This window comes from Pseudoalteromonas sp. P80D2 (genome assembly GCF_036680945.1).
GTDB classification, from domain to species: domain Bacteria; phylum Pseudomonadota; class Gammaproteobacteria; order Enterobacterales; family Alteromonadaceae; genus Pseudoalteromonas; species Pseudoalteromonas shioyasakiensis.
Window position 1 is genome coordinate 89,282 of the sequence record NZ_JAZDAR010000028.1, and the last position, 17,501, is coordinate 106,782.

The following is a 17,501-nucleotide window of genomic DNA, read 5'->3' on the forward strand; positions in this document are numbered from 1 at the left end:
ATTACTTGTTGAGTTTTAACTCAATTTGATGGTCAACTTTTTTGTTCATTTGCTCGATAGAAACCTCGATAGATATCTCAAGATGTTGTTCTAATTTTTGAGTATCTTGGCTATTAAATAAGGGGTTTGGCAGTGTAACAACAAGCGTGCCTACTGCGAGTATCGACACTATTTTTAAAGCTGAGTTGCTCATAACTTTATTCTCTTAATTGGTTGATTAGTTTTATCAGCGAAGCAAAGTTGGTTGGTGGCCCGTTGATGGAAACTACAATAGCGAGGAAAGTTGCTTGAGTCGCTTATCTAGTTCTAAGCGATTTATATATAAGGTTTTAAAATGTTAACTTAAATATTTTCAATAGTTTAAGTGTAATTCTTATGAGAGGAAATAAGGTTTTAAATCATTTTATTTTTGTGTTTTTGCCTATTGATGATAATTTGAATGTAGCAAATAGGAGCTTGGAGGCTTTGATATGGGTTTTAAAGTAAAACATTATGCGGCTAAAACTGTACCTGCGAATAGTTCATTAGAATGGGAGCTAATACCAATCCGCAATAATACTTAATCAGTTTGAGGGATTAAACCTGTCGCTATCTGCGTTAAAAATTTCTGATTTAGAACAACTAAATAACGAAATTTTTGCCTTGCTATCAACGAGGTTTTCTTGCCTCAAAATAGATCACTTAATTAAGCGAATTGGTATAATCTTAACCGAACTGATTGTTGGTAGCCTTTGTGCTGCATTCGCAAAGATCGGCTATGATGCTACTATGTTACTTATTTTTATACCTAATTTAGTAATCGCCTTAGTTTGCTTTGGTTTTATTGGGCTTTCGATATTTCATTTCATAAGAGAAAAACGCAGTAAGCCAAGTGAGTAGTATAGATTGCTGCGCTATTTTTCTACTGGGGTAACGCCTGGCGAGTCACAAGCAATGACTTCAAATCGATAGCCATACTCAGCATGGTGATCAGGGGTTACTTGCACTATTTCGTAATCATTCAGCTCAACGGCTTTACTGTTTTCTGCTTTTAAACAGCGTGAATAGCTATCGGCTTCAAAGCTGTAAGCAAACATCGCAATTAAACGTTTGCTACGCTCAAAGTAACCTTTGGTATCTAGAAACTGACGAAGGTTTTCGGCGGTTTCACTGTCACCTTCTATATTGACGTCTTGGTTAGGGGTTGAGTTTTGTGTACTTTCAGGAAGTTGTTGTTCGAGTTTTTCACCGAGTTGTTCGACTGCTTTTTGCTGCTCTTCACCTGATTCTTTAGCAATAACTTTGCTATCTAAAAAGGTGCTAACCATATTATCGAGTACTTCTTCAGGTGGCTTATCATCAAGGAACGAAATTAGGTTAATAAAGACCACTGACGCTAAAACAAAGCGCACGATGGCAGTTAACAGTGGTGAATAGCTTTGACTAATAAACTTAACTCGCTCAGAGCCAAATGGCTTTATTAGCAATAAAACAAAGATATAGAAGGGTAAAAAAAGTTGAAATAACAATAAAGTACCTAAGGTTATTCCCATTGCCCAAGGGGGTAAATATAACAGGGTGGCAAAGTTATGGGTGTAGTTAAAATGACTGGAAGACACATGAGTCACATCATTAACTATGCCGCTCGCACCAGCTAATACAAAATTAGCGATACTGGCATAGAAGATTAAAATCAGTGCTTTGCCGGCAAGAGAGTGCCAAAGTTGGTTAAACTTGGGCCAAAATTCAATAACAAGCGCAATAATGGTGATGGTGGCACTTAACCAGCCCGATTGCAGAACAATCAGGCTGCTTAATGCTAAAAGATAGAGCTTTTGTGCGGTACTTAAGTTAAACCAAATGGCTTGTAATCGTTCAACCAGCCTCGTTTTATGAGGCTGCCAGCTACGTTGCTGTTGTTGAAACTGTTTATTAGCGCGCCATTTTGCAATTTTTAAATACCTACGCACGCAATATCCTTTTTATAGTAGTGGTTTTAAGTACCTTCCTGTGTGTGAACGCTCACACTCGGCAACGTCTTCAGGTGTACCAGAAATTAAAATTTCACCACCGCCAGAGCCACCTTCTGGGCCTAAGTCGACAATCCAGTCTGCGGTTTTGATCACATCAAGGTTATGCTCAATAACAACAATGGTATTACCGTGATCGCGTAAGCGGTGAAGTACTACTAATAATTGCTGAATATCAGCAAAGTGTAAACCCGTAGTTGGTTCATCAAGGATATATAAGGTTTTACCGGTATCGCGTTTTGAAAGTTCACGAGCCAGTTTCACACGCTGCGCTTCACCACCGGAGAGGGTAGTAGCAGCTTGACCCAAGCGAATATACGACAAGCCTACATCCATTAAGGTTTGCAGTTTACGTGCAATAGCTGGAATTTTATCAAAATAGTCACGGGCATCTTCTACGGTCATTTCGAGTACTTGGTGAATGTTTTTACCTTTGTACTGTACTTCAAGGGTTTCACGGTTGTAGCGCTGACCTTTACATACATCACAAGGTACATATACATCAGGTAAAAAGTGCATTTCTACCTTGATCACGCCATCACCTTGGCAAGCCTCACAACGACCACCTTTAACGTTAAAGCTAAAGCGACCGACCTTATAGCCACGTGAACGGGCTTCTTGAGTACCCGCAAATAGCTCACGAATACCGGTAAAAATACCGGTGTAAGTTGCAGGATTTGAACGCGGAGTACGGCCAATCGGGCTTTGGTCAATATCAATCACTTTATCAAAATGATCTAGACCCTTGATTGACTTATACGGTGCCGCTTCTGCGGTCGTTGCGCCATTTAACTCGGTATGAGCCAGCTTAAATAAAGTGTCGTTGATAAGCGTCGATTTACCTGAGCCTGATACACCTGTGATACAGGTCATTAAGCCAAATGGAATACGTAAATCAACGTTCTTTAAGTTGTTACCTGTGGCACCAAATAACTCAAGCCATTTGTCGTTGGTTTGATGGCGAGCCTCCGGTACTTCAATTTTCTTCTCACCAGAGAGGTACTGACCCGTGATTGAATCTTTACTGGCTAGAATATCGTCATGGGTACCTTGTGCAATAACATGGCCGCCATGAACACCGGCACCCGGGCCGATATCGATAATATGATCGGCAGCGCGAATAGCATCTTCGTCATGCTCAACCACAATGACGGTGTTGCCTAAATCGCGTAAGTGAATAAGGGTTTTTAGTAGGCGGTCGTTATCGCGTTGGTGCAAACCAATTGATGGTTCATCCAATACGTACATAACACCAACAAGACCTGCACCGATTTGACTCGCTAAACGAATACGCTGCGCTTCACCACCAGACAGGGTATCGGCACTTCGCTCAAGTGATAAATAATTAAGGCCTACATTAATTAAGAAAGATAAACGGTCGCGAATTTCTTTGAGAATTTTTTCGGCAATTTGGGCGCGCTGACCAGTTAGGTTCAAGCCATCAAAAAATGCCATGCTTTCACCAATACTCATCGTGGTGATGGCTGGCAGGTTTGTTTGGCCAATAAATACGTGGCGAGCTTCTTCGCGTAATCGAGAGCCATGACAGCTCGGACACGCTTGGCTTGTTTGGTATTTAGCAAGCTCTTCGCGCACTGAGTTTGACTCGGTTTCACGGTAGCGGCGATTCATATTATTTAAAACGCCTTCAAACTCATGGTTACGCGTAATTAAATCACCACGGTCGTTACGATAGTTAAAGGCAACTTTAGTTTTACCTGAACCTTCAAGAATCACCTTTTGCGCTTCTTTACTAAGTTCTTGGAAAGGCACTTCTAGGTCAAATTTATAATGCTCTGCGACTGCTTGCAGCATTTGGAAGTAATAAAAGCTACGTTTGTCCCAGCCTTTAATAGCACCACCCGATAAGCTTAGTTCTGGGTTTTGCACAACACGGTTTGGATCAAAATACTGACGCACACCTAAACCATCACAGCTTTGACACGCACCCGCAGGGTTGTTAAACGAGAATAAACGCGGCTCAAGTTCACTCATGGCATAGCCACACGTTGGGCAGGCAAAATTAGCAGAAAACAGCATGTCTTCGCTGAGTGAATCGTCCATTGCCGCTACATGGGCAATACCACTTGATAGCTCAAGTGCCGTTTCGAATGATTCAGCTAAACGCTGTTGCTGACCATCTTTTACTTTAAAGCGGTCAACCACAACCTCGATAGTATGCTTTTTATGAAGCTCAAGGGTCGGTGGATCTGATAAGTCACAGACTTCGCCATCGATACGGGCGCGAATAAAACCTTGGCTTGCGAGTTGCTCAAGCAGCTTAACGTGCTCACCTTTACGATCTTTTACCACTGGTGCTAATAGCATTAGCTTACTACCTTCTGGCAGAGCTAAAACCGTATCGACCATTTGGCTGATAGTTTGTGCGGCAAGTGGCAAGTCGTGAGTAGGGCAGCGTGGCTCACCTACACGGGCAAATAATAAACGAAGGTAATCGTAAATCTCGGTAATAGTACCGACCGTTGAACGCGGGTTATGTGACGTTGATTTCTGTTCGATAGAGATAGCTGGCGATAAACCTTCGATGTGATCAACATCGGGTTTTTCCATTAGCGATAAGAACTGTCTTGCATACGCTGACAGTGATTCAACATAACGACGTTGCCCTTCTGCATACAAAGTATCAAACGCTAAAGACGATTTCCCTGAACCAGATAGGCCAGTGATAACTATCAGCTTATCACGGGGAATGGTTAGGCTGATGTCTTTTAAATTGTGCGTACGGGCGCCTCGGACTTCAATGTTTTCCATGCTATCTCGTTTTATTACCTAATTATTTTTTCAGTATCTCATAATACGCGATAAGATTAATCCTTGATCAAAGAAAAAATCATCACTTACAGGTGATTATTTAGTTTTCGCTTGTGGTAGAATCCACGCTCAAATTTTAATAGACAGCAAGATCAGTAATTCATGACAGCATCTTCACTCAACTCTCGAGAAAAACGCGCTGCCGTTTCGTTGGCGAGCGTCTTTGCATTCCGTATGCTTGGCCTATTTATGCTGATGCCAGTATTGGCGATTTATGGTCAGCAATTAGAAGGGTTTTCGCCGCTTTGGATTGGCTTTGCTATTGGTGCTTATGGTTTAACGCAAGCCGTGCTGCAAATCCCTATGGGTTGGTTGTCTGATAAAATTGGTCGTAAAAAAGTGATTATTGGTGGCCTTTGTGTGTTTGCACTTGGCTCTGTTATTGCGGCAACCGCTGAGTCTGTGCAAATGGTTACGCTAGGGCGTGCACTACAAGGCATGGGGGCAATTGCCAGTGCCTTATTGGCGCTTGCTTCTGATTTAAGCCGTGATGAACAGCGTCCGAAAGTTATGGCCGTTATTGGTATGTGTATTGGTATGAGCTTTGCCATTGCTATGCTACTAGGGCCAATTGTTGCTGCATCGTGGGGAGTTGCTGGAGTATTTTGGCTTACTGCAGGACTGGCCATTTTAGGTATTTTAATTGTGTTGTTTTTAGTGCCAAATGCTGTCAATAAGGCGCCAAAAGGTGACACACTTGCTACCCTTGATGATATTAAGCAACTAATTAAACATCCACAATTAGCACGCCTTGATTTTGGTGTGATGCTGCTTCATCTTACATTAACTACCGTATTTGTAGCCTTACCGGGCCAGCTGATAAAAGATGGCTTAGTCGCAGACCACCATTGGTATTTATATATCCCTGTACTGTTTTTAGCGTTTTTCTTGATGGCACCAATGATGATTGTGGCTATTCGTAAAGAAAAAGAAAAACAAGCCTTTATTGGCTCAATCGCGCTGCTTGTTTTAAGTATGCTCGCGATGTCGTTATGGGTTGATTCGGTGATTGGCATCGGTATTTGTATGTTGGTTTACTTTATTGCTTTTAACTTTTTAGAAGCAACCATGCCTGCACTTGTTTCGCGTATTGCCCCTGCAAACCAGAAAGGTTCTGCGATGGGAGTATTTTCATCTACGCAGTTTTTTGGTGCCTTTTTAGGTGGTTTATTAGGGGGTTACGTTGCTCAAGCATTAAGTGCGCAAGCAGTGTTTGCGGCGGCGGCACTTGTTGGGGTAATATGGCTTATCCTTGCTTGGAATATGCAAGTCCCACCAAGAAGTAAAATAATTAGCTTAATGACTGAATTAAGTTCAGAGCAGCAGGCACAAGCGCTTGCTTCTCGTCTTGTTGCTTTACCGGGCGTAATTGAAGCAACGGTTGTCTGTGATGAAAATCGCAGCTATTTAAAGATTAATGATAAAGAATTTGACCTAGACCAAGCACGCAAAGTGGCTGGTTTAATCTAACGTTTTATAGGAGAAGTTCCATGGCACGCGGTGTGAACAAAGTTATCTTGGTTGGTAATTTAGGCCAAGATCCAGAAGTACGTTATATGCCTAATGGCAATGGCGTAGCGAATATCAGCATTGCTACGACAGATAGCTGGAAAGATAAAAACACAGGGCAAATGCAAGAGCGTACTGAATGGCACCGTGTTGTGTTATTTGGCAAACTAGCAGAAGTTGCTGGTGAGTATCTTCGTAAAGGTTCACAAGTGTACATTGAAGGTCGTTTACAAACGCGTAAATGGACTGATCAATCAGGCCAAGAAAAATACACCACAGAAATCGTGGTAGACATGGGCGGTCAAATGCAAATGTTAGGCGGTCGTGGTGAGCAGCAAGGTGGTGGCTATCAAGGTGGTCAATCACAAGGCGGTTACCAAGGTGGTCAACAACAAGGTGGCGGTTACGGCGGTGGTGCACAGCAATCACAAAGTAATAATAGCTATGCTCCACAGCAACAGTCTGCGCCAGCACAGCAGCAACAGCGTCCACAACAGCAATCTGCACCACAACAACAAAGTAATAACCAATATGGTGGCGGTTATGGTCAGCAGCAAAGCAGCGCACCTCAACAAGGCGGTTTTGCTCCTAAACCACAAAATGCACCACAAGGCGGCGCATCAAACCCAATGGAACCACCAATCGACTTTGATGACGATATTCCGTTCTAATTGCTGATATAGCAAAACTATGTAATTAGTTTTTAAGAAGCCCCGCATAAGCGGGGCTTTTTTATGTGCGAGAGTTAATGCTTAACCTAATACCAACCCGCAATAATACTTAATCATTTTGAGGGATTAAACCTGTCGCTAACTGCGTTAAAAACTTCTCATTTAGAACAACTAAATAACGAAGTTTTTGCCTTGTTATCAACGAGGTTTTATTGCCTCAAAATAGACTACTTAATTAAGCGGATTGGTATAAAAGCAATTTGATAGGCCGAATTGGCTATATTCAAAACCTGGTCTAAGTTTATAGAACCTTAATTCCACAACTTTATTATTAACTATGCAGCTTTTAAGGAAGATTAGTTTTCAACAGGCGCTTGCAGCGGTTATCGCTTTTGCTTTGGTTGTGATGTTTGCAGCGTCTTATACTGTTATCAATGAGTCGCTTATTAGAAAAAGCACAGTTGAGAAAGATGCTGTATATATACGTGAAGCTTTAATGATTGATGAGATAGCTCACGAAACGGCTGTTGAAAGAGGATTAACGGCAGGTCTAATTGGCTCTGGCTATAGTCAAAATAAAGAGCGTGTTGCACAGCAGCGTGTAGTGGTCGATAAAGCATTTGATAAATTTGCCCATTACACTCAGCAACATAAGGTTTCATCAACACTATTCAATGCGGTATTAGCAAAACATAAGAAAATCACTGAGCTCAGAGAAAGTGTCGACAAGAAGCAAGGCAAACAAGCGTTTGTGGTTTATTCTGATTCAAACAAGTTTATGCTCGATGTTGCCAACAGGCGAGTCTCACAGGTCAAACAAAGTGAGGCAATCGCCTCTGGTCTTGCAATAGTCGAAATGTCTTTATTGAAGGAGAGGCTTGGGCAAGTAAGAGGTAAAGTGAATGGTGTCTTATCTTCCAAGTCTATTTCTGAGAGTAATCAAGTCTTAGTCAGTAGCTATTTTCACAATATTGAAGAAACCTTGTTTTTGCTTTCTTTAACACTCACAGGTGATGCTGATAAAAAGTGGTTAGCAGAATTGACCAACTCGCAAACTTATCAAGATGTAAAAAACATTGTTGAAAAGCTTAATCAAGAAAATGGTGAGTTATCTTTAAGTTACCCAACACCATCAGATTGGTTTGCTCACTCCACTGAGTTAATAGGTAAGGTCCGTAAGCATATTCTAAATAAGCAGCAAGCTTTAGAGTCGCTGATTGAGCAAAGTCGTAGTAGTGCAAATACTAAGGTTTATGCCACTAGTGGCTTTGCCATTATTCTTATAGGTTTGTTCTTTGCTTTTGGGTTATTCGTTATTAAGTCGCTGGCGAGAAAAGTAACTAGGGTTAGAGATGTGATTAGCACTATTGCTACCAGCCATGATTTAGCGGTGAGAATTAACGATAATTCGAGTGATGAAATTGGTGCAATCTCCAGAAGCGTTGATGAGCTCGTCGATGCGCTTACCGATTTAATTAGGCAAGTTCAGCAAGCAAATAACACCAGCGAATCCAGTGTTCAATCATTGATCACATTTGCAAAAGAGCTATCTGAGCGTGTTGAAAATATTAATTCAACGACCGCAACATTGCATGACAACTTCACTAGGCTATATAGCCAGATAGAGCAAATAGCAGTATCTGCAGAAGAGAGCTCTAAAAATACGATAAAGGCGAATGATCTATCTGCAAGTACTAAACAAATTATTGGTAGGAATAAAGCAAGTATTAGCTCGTTGTCAGAGTTAATACAGCAAGCCCATGAACAATCAGATGCCCTAAGTGCTAAAACAAACAGTATTCAATCTGTACTCGATACGATTTCGAGCATTGCAGAGCAAACTAATTTACTTGCATTGAATGCGGCAATAGAAGCTGCTCGGGCAGGGGAGCAAGGCCGTGGCTTTGCTGTTGTAGCCGATGAGGTTCGTGGTTTAGCTACACGTAGCCAAGACTCTACATCTGAAATATCTTCAGTACTAGATGATATAAAACAGCAGGTTCAGCAGTTGCAGGTGTATATGGAAAATACCTCTGACTCAACGCAAATGGTTAGTGATAACAGTGAACAAGCGTTAACGAATATAGATACGTTAACAGCGAATATTGCTGATGTGAGCAGTCAAACAAATACGGTATCCGATGCGATTGAATCGCAAAGTCAGCTTGCTGAAGAAGCGAGCAAAGCAAGTCAAAATATCACTTCAAACATGCATGATGTTCAAAAAGAATTAGCGTTACTTGAGAAGTTAATTACAGATTTAGAAAATGCACAGCAAAGAACATCCGATGCCCTAAATGTGTTTAAAGTTGATTAGCAACTGCGTTGATTTTGGAGAAGCTTTAGCACTGCAAACTTTCTTACTACTCTTTAAGTAGCAGTTTGTCGGTTACAAAATAATTCTCATTAACTGTTTTTGCTAGGTGTTTAAAATTACAAAACTTTTGACAGCGCTGGTTCTAGGATATTTCTGATATTGCTTTAAATCGCCCTGTAGCCTTGTATTTATAGGGTTCTTGAACAACACTTTGTATATGTTTAAGCAACTAACCTGTGAAATGAAACGAGACTTAGCTTCACAAATAAAGCAACCGGTGGCCATCTATGTGGCGGCCGCTTTTTTGCTATTAGTTGTTTTTAATATTTTCTTAAGTGATGTGTTGCACGACAAAGTTCATCGCACCGGTACAGAGCTTGCCAAACAAGTGTATGAATTAAACCTCGACCCGATTGCCTCGCAAGATATTATTGCTACCTTAGTTAAAAGCCAAGGCTTTGCAATGAGCGCTAGTGATGTACCACATAACTTTGCAAACTTTATCGACTTAGAGCAAGAGGTATTTAGCTATAAAACGGTTAATTTGCGTTTATTTCATTGGCCTTCTTGGTTGGTCGAAAGTCACTTATTTATTTTCCTAAATTTAATATTGCTTGGCACTGGGTATTGGGGCTTCCGCTGGTGGAAAAAAATGTTCAAGCAATTAGCAATAACAGAAAAACCGCTGAGCAAACCATTTGAACAATTAAGCACTCAGGTTACAGCCAAGAAAGTTGCATCACCTAAACCATTAGGTCATCAGGATTTAAATATTTTGTATGGTGTACCAACAAACTATAACCATTTGTTTGCGCTATTCTTTTGGAAGAACCCTTTCCCTGCTAACCTCGACGTTGATAATTACTTTAAGTTAGTCATAGCAAAAGGATTTGGTGAACTTGTAAATCGCTCTGTGAAATTATTGCCATCGGGTGGTATTGCCGTGACCTTAAACAGTGTGCCTGCCACCGAGGTTGATAAATACACTAAGCGATTACATCAGGTTATATATCAAGCTTGTTTAAATTATCGTAGTGACTTGTCTCGTGCAGATATAAAAATTGGTGTGTGTAATTACCGCACAGGGGCTGATCAGGCTGTGGTTTATCAGCTTACTAAATCAGCATTAGCGCTGGCGAAACAAAGTGCTTGGCAGCATATTCATCGTTTGCCTTTTGGGCATACGCAGTCAAGTATGCTCGCAGATAGTAAAGAGCACCTTTTTGAGTACATAAAGAAAAAACATTTTATGTTGTTTTTTCAGCCTTTATTCGACTTACAAACCGGCGACATTTTACAGCATGAGGCGTTGATCCGTATTCGCCACAAGAGTTTAGGCTTGCTTGCGGCTCGGCATTTTATTCCTCATATGAGTAGTAAAAAAGATGTCTTGTTATTGGACCAAACTGTGATTTCTCAAGTGAAGAAAATGCTGCTGAACGAAACGGGCTCATTAACGGTGAGTATAAACTTACACGCAATGAACTGGTTTAATGACGAGTTTTGGCTGTGGTTTAAACAGCAAATGGAAGGGTTTAATAGCGCAGACAAATTGCAATTTGAACTAAGCGAAGACGATTATCTAAAACAGCATAAAAAGCTCAGTGAACAGTTTGAATGTTTAGAGAAACTGTCTGCTGGTATTGTTATTGATAACGTGCGTAGCGCAGAACATATAGCAACTTATAGAAATATCAAAAATGTATGCAGTATTAAGTTAGCATTTGAACTGATACACAATATAGATACCAACACCCAACAGCAAAAAATTGTAAAGCAAATAATTTCTAAGGGTACTGAGCTAAACTTTCCTGTTTATGCGGTTGGAGTAGAAACACAGAACGAACTTGCGACCTTAAAAAACCTAGGGATCATTGCGGCTCAAGGCTTTTACTTTGCTGAGCCATTGCAAAAACTGGCGGATATTACACCTTACAGCTAGTCAATTAGCCCTCGGTACTTAAGGCCGTCTAAACCTTGTAGCCCACCAGTGTGCACTGCAATGATATGTGTTCCTTCACTAAAGTAACCTTGCTCTATTAATTGCCAAACGGCATAGAGCATTTTGCCGCTGTAGATTGGCTCAAGCGGGATTACGTGCTGCTCAGTAAAGGTTTGGCAAAATTGCCACAAGTCATCGCTAAACTTTCCGTAACCACCATCATGAAAGTCGCAAAGCAGCTGCCAGTTTTGTTGCTGATTTGCTTTATTACTTAGCTGCTTTATCTCATCAATTAAGTAGTGCGCTTGCTTCAGTACTGCGACACCTAACAGCTTGGTGTGTTGTGGTGCACCCTCTATTAAACCTGCTAGTGTACCGCCACTACCGGTTGGGCAAACTATTACATCAGAGCTTGGTAGGCTTTGCGCTAATTCTTTACAACCTAAAAGAGCTGCTGAGTTGGTACCACCTTCTGGCAATATATAGGCATTCGGAAACTGCTCTTGTAACTGTGCTAAATACGTTTGGTCGTGCCTTAACCGGTAAGTAATTCGATTTACTGGGTGTAAGCTCATACCACATTGCTTTGCGTAGTTGAGTGTTGGATTTGCTTCGTCTAGCTCAGGGCCGCGAATAATACCGTGGGTTTTAAAGCCAAATAACTTACCCGCAGTTGCCGTGGCATGAATATGATTTGAAAACGCACCACCAAAAGTGAGTAGTTCAGACTTGCCCTGTTGTTGCATAACATCAAGGTTAAACTTTAGCTTACGCCATTTGTTGCCACTAATTTGCGGATGAATAAGATCATCTCGCTTGATGCTCAGCTGAATTTTACGTGCAGCTAATAAGGGGTGATGGATTGTTTGTACTGGTGATTCAAAAGAGCTATTCACGGCATTAATTTTCATAAAAAAACACGTCTTATTGTAGCAAAGTCGTCTTACAGATAGAAATTAGTCAATTAAACTCAAATGATTTTGTTATTTACTGGCATCAACTAAGGTAATAGATGTAAACTCAGATAATAATTGAACAAAGCTTGTGTTTTGCCTTGCAAGTACATAGCATAAGAGTTTAATTATAAAAAAATAATAATGACCAAATAATTGCCGCTTTTTGGGAATGGAATATATGCGAATTGCTCCTTTATCTCTGTTAATTTCAGTTAGTTTGCTAGCAACTAGTGCATTTGCACAAGATACTGCTACGGTAACTGGCATTGAATCAGAGATCAGTAAAAAACAAGCCGAATACGATAACTCGACCTTAATCCTCGAAAAACACCTAAAAGAAGAAAGTCAGTTACAAAAACAACTCGAATTATTGCGCGCCCGCTCAACTGAGCTAGATAAAGAAAAAAACCAAGCGCTAGATGCAATGAACGAGATGTACCGCCGACTTATTGATGACCCAACTCTTGATATCAGCAATGCGCAGTCGCGCTATCAAAAAGCTGTGGTTGATCACAAACAAAACAAAGATGATATTTCGATGCAATTGGCGGCAATTGCTTCACATAGAAAAGACATTGAGCAAATTCGTGTATCAAAGCACACCCAGTTAAACACCTTAGAAAGCTTAAAAGAGCAGTTAGCAACGGCACGTGTTGAGCGTTTACGTAACGAATTCACTCGTGAAGGCACATTAGAGGTTAATCATACGATTAACTGTAAGCGCACCGAAACACTTGCTGCCTGTGAACAGCGTGGTCAACAAATGGGCTTACAAAAAGCCACTAAACGTTTTGTAGACCAGATTTTTGCTAACTTAACTGAAGAGCGTTTGGTTGAGCCAAAACGTAACCTTGCTGGTGCACAAGTTAAGATTTTAAGTAGCCATGTCGTGAACAGCGCGTTCAGTGGCCAAGGTAACTACAACGTTAACTTAAGTGTGACGATGCGCGGTGATGTAAACAGCAGCCGTTTATGTAGCCTACTTAATTTAGATAATCGTTTTTGTGCTGACTATGGCACGCCTTTGGCCGGTAACTTTCAGCCAAGCTACGGCACTACGTACTCAGATAGTCAGTTAACATTCAGTGACTCTCAGGATAATGGGCAGGTGGTATCGGTTTCGCGTATGAGTGAGCAACCAGTAAGCGATTATTCTGTAAAAAAGCCAATAAAGGTTGAACCATTACCTGATCTAAAAAAATCTAAAATGGTTGAATTAACACTGCGTTCAAATGTTTATGACGACGAAGTGTTTATTGATGGTGTTAGCTATGGTGCAACTAGGTTAACGACATCATTACCAAAAGGTTTTCATGATATTGAAATTCGCAAACGTGGCTACAAAAGCTATAAAGCGCGAATTGATCTGCGTAAAGCACAAACCATTAATGCAAACCTAGTTAAAGTGCCAGAGCCTGTTGTTGCTGAAGTGACTGCGGCACCAGAGCAACCTGTAACAGCACCTGTTGCAAGTATTGTTAATAAAACCAGTTCTGCCAGCATTGTAGTTATTCCCGCTGGTAAATTTAAGATGGGTGACATTAACGGCAATGGGTTAGCGAATGAGCGCCCAGTGGTAGAAAAAACCATTGCTAACTCATTTGCAATGCAAAGCAAAGAAGTAAGCGTTGGTGAGTATGAGCAATTCGTTGCGAATACCGGCTATAAAACAGAAGCAGAAAAAGATCGCGGCTGTGCGTATTACTTAAATGGCGAACCAGTGTGGGAAGCAACCTTAAACTGGCGCAACCCAGGCTTTGATCAAGAAAGTGATTTTCCGGCGGTTTGTTTAACTTACAACGATGCCAAAGCGTATGCTGATTGGTTATCGGGTCAAACAGGCCAGCTGTTTCGTTTACCAAATGAGGTTGAGTGGGAATACGCTGCACGTGCAGGTAAAGAAACTGAATACCCTTGGGGTAACGAAATTGGTAAAAATTTAGCGAACTGTGGCTGGTGTGGTAGCGAATGGTCAAACAAGAGCGCTGCACCAACAGGGTCGTTTTCTCCTAACGCATTTGGCCTATACGATACAGTAGGTAATGTGTGGGAATGGACAAACAAAAAGTCAGGGCAGTCTGATGTGGCTGTTCGAGGCGGTGCATGGAATTTTGCTCCTAGCCTAGCACGCGTATCAACGCGCTTAATCTTAGCGCCAGATTTTCGTGCAAACTATATCGGTTTCCGTTTAGTACGCGAACGATAAGAATTTAAAAAGGAAGCAATGGATGCTTCCTTTTTTAGCATTTTAATTAAAGCAGTTGCGCTTTCTCATGATTAGCATGATAGAGTGAGAGCAGCTAGTATAAGAACGAATTTTCAAAGGTCATCCAGCCTCATGTTTAAAAAACTCCGTGGTATTTTTTCAAACGATCTATCGATCGACTTGGGTACAGCCAATACCCTAATTTATGTAAAAGAAGAAGGTATCGTATTAAACGAGCCTTCAGTTGTTGCTATTCGTCAAGAGCGTGCTGGTGGCCCTAAGAGCGTAGCATCTGTAGGTACCGAAGCTAAGCAAATGTTAGGTCGTACTCCGGGTAACATTAAAGCAATTCGTCCAATGAAAGACGGCGTTATTGCTGATTTCTACGTCACTGAAAAAATGCTGCAACACTTCATCAAGCAAGTGCATAACAACAATTTCATGCGCCCAAGCCCGCGTGTACTTATTTGTGTGCCTTGTGGTGCAACGCAAGTAGAAAAACGTGCTATTCGTGAGTCTGCTATGGGTGCCGGTGCTCGTGAAGTGTACCTAATCGAAGAGCCAATGGCTGCGGCTATCGGTGCTGGCTTACCTGTGTCTGAAGCAACCGGTTCAATGGTTGTTGATATCGGTGGTGGTACAACTGAAGTTGCCATTATTTCTTTAAATGGTGTGGTTTACTCTTCATCTGTACGCATTGGTGGTGACAAATTTGATGAAGCTATCATCAACTATGTACGTCGTAACTTCGGTAGCTTAATTGGTGAAGCGACAGCTGAAAACATCAAGCACCAAATCGGTTCTGCTTTCAAAACAGACGAGCCTATTGAAATTGAAGTACGTGGTCGTAACCTTGCTGAAGGTGTACCGCGTTCATTCACGCTTAACTCACACGAAATCTTAGAAGCACTGCAAGAGCCATTAATGGGTATTGTGAGCGCGGTAATGGTTGCATTAGAGCAATCTCCACCAGAGCTTGCGTCTGATATCTCTGCACACGGTATGGTATTAACCGGTGGTGGTGCATTACTAAAAGACTTAGACCGTCTATTAATGGAAGAAACTGGTATTCCAGTTGTGGTTGCTGATGATCCTTTAACCTGTGTTGCGCGTGGCGGCGGTAAGGCACTAGAAATGATTGATATGCACGGTGGTGACGTATTTAGCTACGACTAATGAAGTTACTTTTTGGTCGTACCATCTCTTTGCAACTGCGACTTTTTGTCGCAGTGCTTTTGAGTGTCGTGCTGATCGTGGGCGATCGCTACACTCAAGGTGGTACAACAATCCGCACCAGCCTAAACACTTTAGTTAGCCCACTTATTTATCTTGCCAACTTGCCCTATGAGTTATTTAGTATTGGCGCGAAAAACCTGCATACCCGCGAACAGCTATTAACCGAAAACGAAGCGTTAAAAAAGAAGCAGTTACTACAAAGCGAACAACTACAACAACTGCAATTTTTATCTCGTGAAAACGATAAGTTACGCGCTTTACTCGGTTCATCGGCTAAGCAATCAAATCGTAAAATTATTGCACAAGTCCTCTCTGTTCATTCAAACCCGTATAGCCACCAAGTGGTTATTAACCGTGGTACAACGGATGGCCTAAGCGAAGGCCAAGCTGTGATTGACGAAATGGGTGTAGTGGGGCAAATCACTCAAGTGGGTTCAACTACCTCGCGGGTGCTACTGATGACCGATACAACCCATGCCACACCTGTACGTATTTTACGTAACGATGTACGTACCGTGGTTGAGGGCATTGGTAAAATTAACGTGGTAAAGCTTTCGCATGTACCACATAGCCTTGATGTTCGCATTGGCGATATCTTGGTTACGTCAGGCCTTGGTGGCACCTTCCCAGAGGGATATCCGGTTGCAGTAGTGACCGAAATTAACCGTGATGAAGGGCGTCCTTTTGCGCAGGTTTATGCTGAGCCAATTGCGCAACTTGACCGTATTCGCTTATTGGTTGTGCTGTGGCGTAATCAGCAGGAGAGCATCAGCAATGAATAGTCGTCACTTTTTGCTGATTGCTATCAGTATCTTCTTTGCATTGGTAATGGCATTAATGCCGTTACCGATTTCGTTTGAACCATACCGCCCAGACTGGGTGTTAATGGTATTAATGTATTGGTCGTTAGCGGTGCCACACCGTTTAAATATTGGCACAGCTTGGGTGGTTGGTTTATTAATGGACCTTGCATCAGGCTCGCCACTCGGTGTGAACTCACTGACTTACTCTGTGTGTATATTTATCACTGCGAGTAACTTCCAAAAAATTAGAAACTTTTCTTTATGGCAGCAAAGCATTTTAATTGCTTTGTTTTTAACGCTTTACCACCTCATGCAGTTTTGGCTTAACCACTTTTTAATGGGCGTTTACTTTAGCCCGCATTATATGTGGCCAGTACTAACCGGCATGCTTTGTTGGTGGTGGATATTCTTAATTTTGCGTAAATATCGCCGTCATTTCAGGATTAGATAATGCAAACCGCAATTTATTTGGCGTCTGCATCACCGCGCCGAAAAGAGTTGCTCAGCCAACTTGGCGTTGAGTTTTCTCAATTTAGCGTTGATGCTGATGAAAGCCAATTCCCAAACGAAGCCCCGCGCGACTATGTAGAGCGTCTTGCTAGACTCAAGGCGCAATCGGGCGTTGCTATGGGTTACACTGACCGCCCAGTACTTGGCAGCGATACCGTGGTTGTCATTGATGATACCGCACTTGGTAAGCCGCTAGACCAAGCTGATTTTACCGCCACCATGAAGCGCTTATCTGGCCGTACTCATCAAGTGATGACGGCTGTGGCAATTGCTGATAGTGAGCAAGTAAAAAGCTGCCTTGTTGTCACCGATGTTACATTTAAACCGCTCAGCGATGCTGAAATTGATGCTTACTGGCATAGTGGAGAGCCGCAAGATAAAGCCGGTGGTTATGGCATTCAAGGCTTAGGTGGTCGCTTTGTTAGTCACCTTTCGGGTAGCTATTTTGCGGTTGTCGGCTTACCTTTATATGAGACAGAGCAGTTATTAAACGAATTTTTAAGAGGGTAA

13 protein-coding genes are annotated in these 17,501 nt (G+C 41.8%); 9 read left to right on the forward strand and 4 right to left on the reverse strand.

The window, feature by feature from the left end; genetic code table 11:
• Position 1: 1 nt before the first annotated feature.
• The 3 genes from VRK28_RS07520 to uvrA form a co-directional block, all read right to left on the reverse strand.
• Positions 2–193, reverse strand: coding sequence for a hypothetical protein (locus tag VRK28_RS07520; RefSeq protein WP_332393669.1), 192 nt, complete (start codon positions 191–193; stop codon positions 2–4).
• A 700-nt stretch (positions 194–893) separates the two neighbouring features.
• Complete coding sequence (locus VRK28_RS07525; RefSeq protein ID WP_130167278.1) at positions 894–1,949, reverse strand: hypothetical protein; 1,056 nt, start codon at positions 1,947–1,949, stop codon at positions 894–896.
• Positions 1,950–1,961: 12 nt separating this feature from the next.
• Positions 1,962–4,781: an excinuclease ABC subunit UvrA gene (gene uvrA / locus VRK28_RS07530; protein ID WP_332393670.1), complete on the reverse strand. Its 2,820-nt coding sequence runs from the start codon at positions 4,779–4,781 to the stop codon at positions 1,962–1,964.
• 162 nt (positions 4,782–4,943) lie between these two features.
• On the opposite strand from uvrA, the gene VRK28_RS07535 reads away from it, so the two are divergent.
• From VRK28_RS07535 to VRK28_RS07550, 4 genes are all read left to right on the forward strand, one after another.
• Entirely contained in the window at positions 4,944–6,311 is a 1,368-nt protein-coding gene (locus VRK28_RS07535) for an MFS transporter (RefSeq protein ID WP_062565992.1), read from the forward strand.
• A gap of 20 nt (positions 6,312–6,331) precedes the next feature.
• A complete protein-coding gene (gene ssb, locus VRK28_RS07540) occupies positions 6,332–7,021 on the forward strand; it encodes a single-stranded DNA-binding protein (RefSeq protein ID WP_054563349.1) in 690 nt (229 codons plus the stop codon).
• Between the two features lie 337 nt (positions 7,022–7,358).
• Positions 7,359–9,338: a methyl-accepting chemotaxis protein gene (locus VRK28_RS07545; RefSeq protein ID WP_332393671.1), complete on the forward strand. Its 1,980-nt coding sequence runs from the start codon at positions 7,359–7,361 to the stop codon at positions 9,336–9,338.
• Positions 9,339–9,579: 241 nt separating this feature from the next.
• Positions 9,580–11,280: an EAL domain-containing protein gene (locus tag VRK28_RS07550; RefSeq protein ID WP_332393672.1), complete on the forward strand. Its 1,701-nt coding sequence runs from the start codon at positions 9,580–9,582 to the stop codon at positions 11,278–11,280.
• On the opposite strand, the gene VRK28_RS07555 is transcribed toward VRK28_RS07550, so the two are convergent.
• On the reverse strand, positions 11,277–12,191 hold the full coding sequence (locus VRK28_RS07555) for a 1-aminocyclopropane-1-carboxylate deaminase/D-cysteine desulfhydrase (protein ID WP_332393673.1): 915 nt from the start codon (positions 12,189–12,191) through the stop codon (positions 11,277–11,279). The genes VRK28_RS07550 and VRK28_RS07555 overlap by 4 nt on opposite strands.
• 223 nt (positions 12,192–12,414) lie before the next feature.
• Between VRK28_RS07555 and VRK28_RS07560 the strand changes: the two genes are divergently transcribed.
• The 5 genes from VRK28_RS07560 to VRK28_RS07580 all read left to right on the forward strand — a co-directional run bounded on the left by VRK28_RS07560 (position 12,415) and on the right by VRK28_RS07580 (position 17,501).
• The gene (locus VRK28_RS07560; RefSeq protein WP_054563353.1) at positions 12,415–14,442 is read left to right on the forward strand and encodes an SUMF1/EgtB/PvdO family nonheme iron enzyme; all 2,028 of its coding nucleotides are present in this window, start codon (positions 12,415–12,417) and stop codon (positions 14,440–14,442) included.
• Positions 14,443–14,574: 132 nt separating this feature from the next.
• Positions 14,575–15,618 (forward strand): rod shape-determining protein, encoded by a 1,044-nt coding sequence (locus VRK28_RS07565; protein ID WP_054552787.1) that lies wholly within the window; start codon positions 14,575–14,577, stop codon positions 15,616–15,618.
• Positions 15,618–16,460 carry a rod shape-determining protein MreC gene (mreC, locus tag VRK28_RS07570; protein ID WP_054552786.1) on the forward strand — a complete coding sequence of 281 codons (843 nt, stop codon included), beginning with the start codon at positions 15,618–15,620 and terminating at the stop codon, positions 16,458–16,460. The genes VRK28_RS07565 and mreC overlap by 1 nt, the downstream gene beginning before the upstream one ends.
• The gene (gene mreD, locus VRK28_RS07575; RefSeq protein ID WP_058583828.1) at positions 16,453–16,932 is read left to right on the forward strand and encodes a rod shape-determining protein MreD; all 480 of its coding nucleotides are present in this window, start codon (positions 16,453–16,455) and stop codon (positions 16,930–16,932) included. Before mreC ends, mreD begins: the two co-directional genes overlap by 8 nt.
• Complete coding sequence (locus tag VRK28_RS07580; RefSeq protein WP_054563356.1) at positions 16,932–17,501, forward strand: Maf family protein; 570 nt, start codon at positions 16,932–16,934, stop codon at positions 17,499–17,501. The genes mreD and VRK28_RS07580 overlap by 1 nt, the downstream gene beginning before the upstream one ends.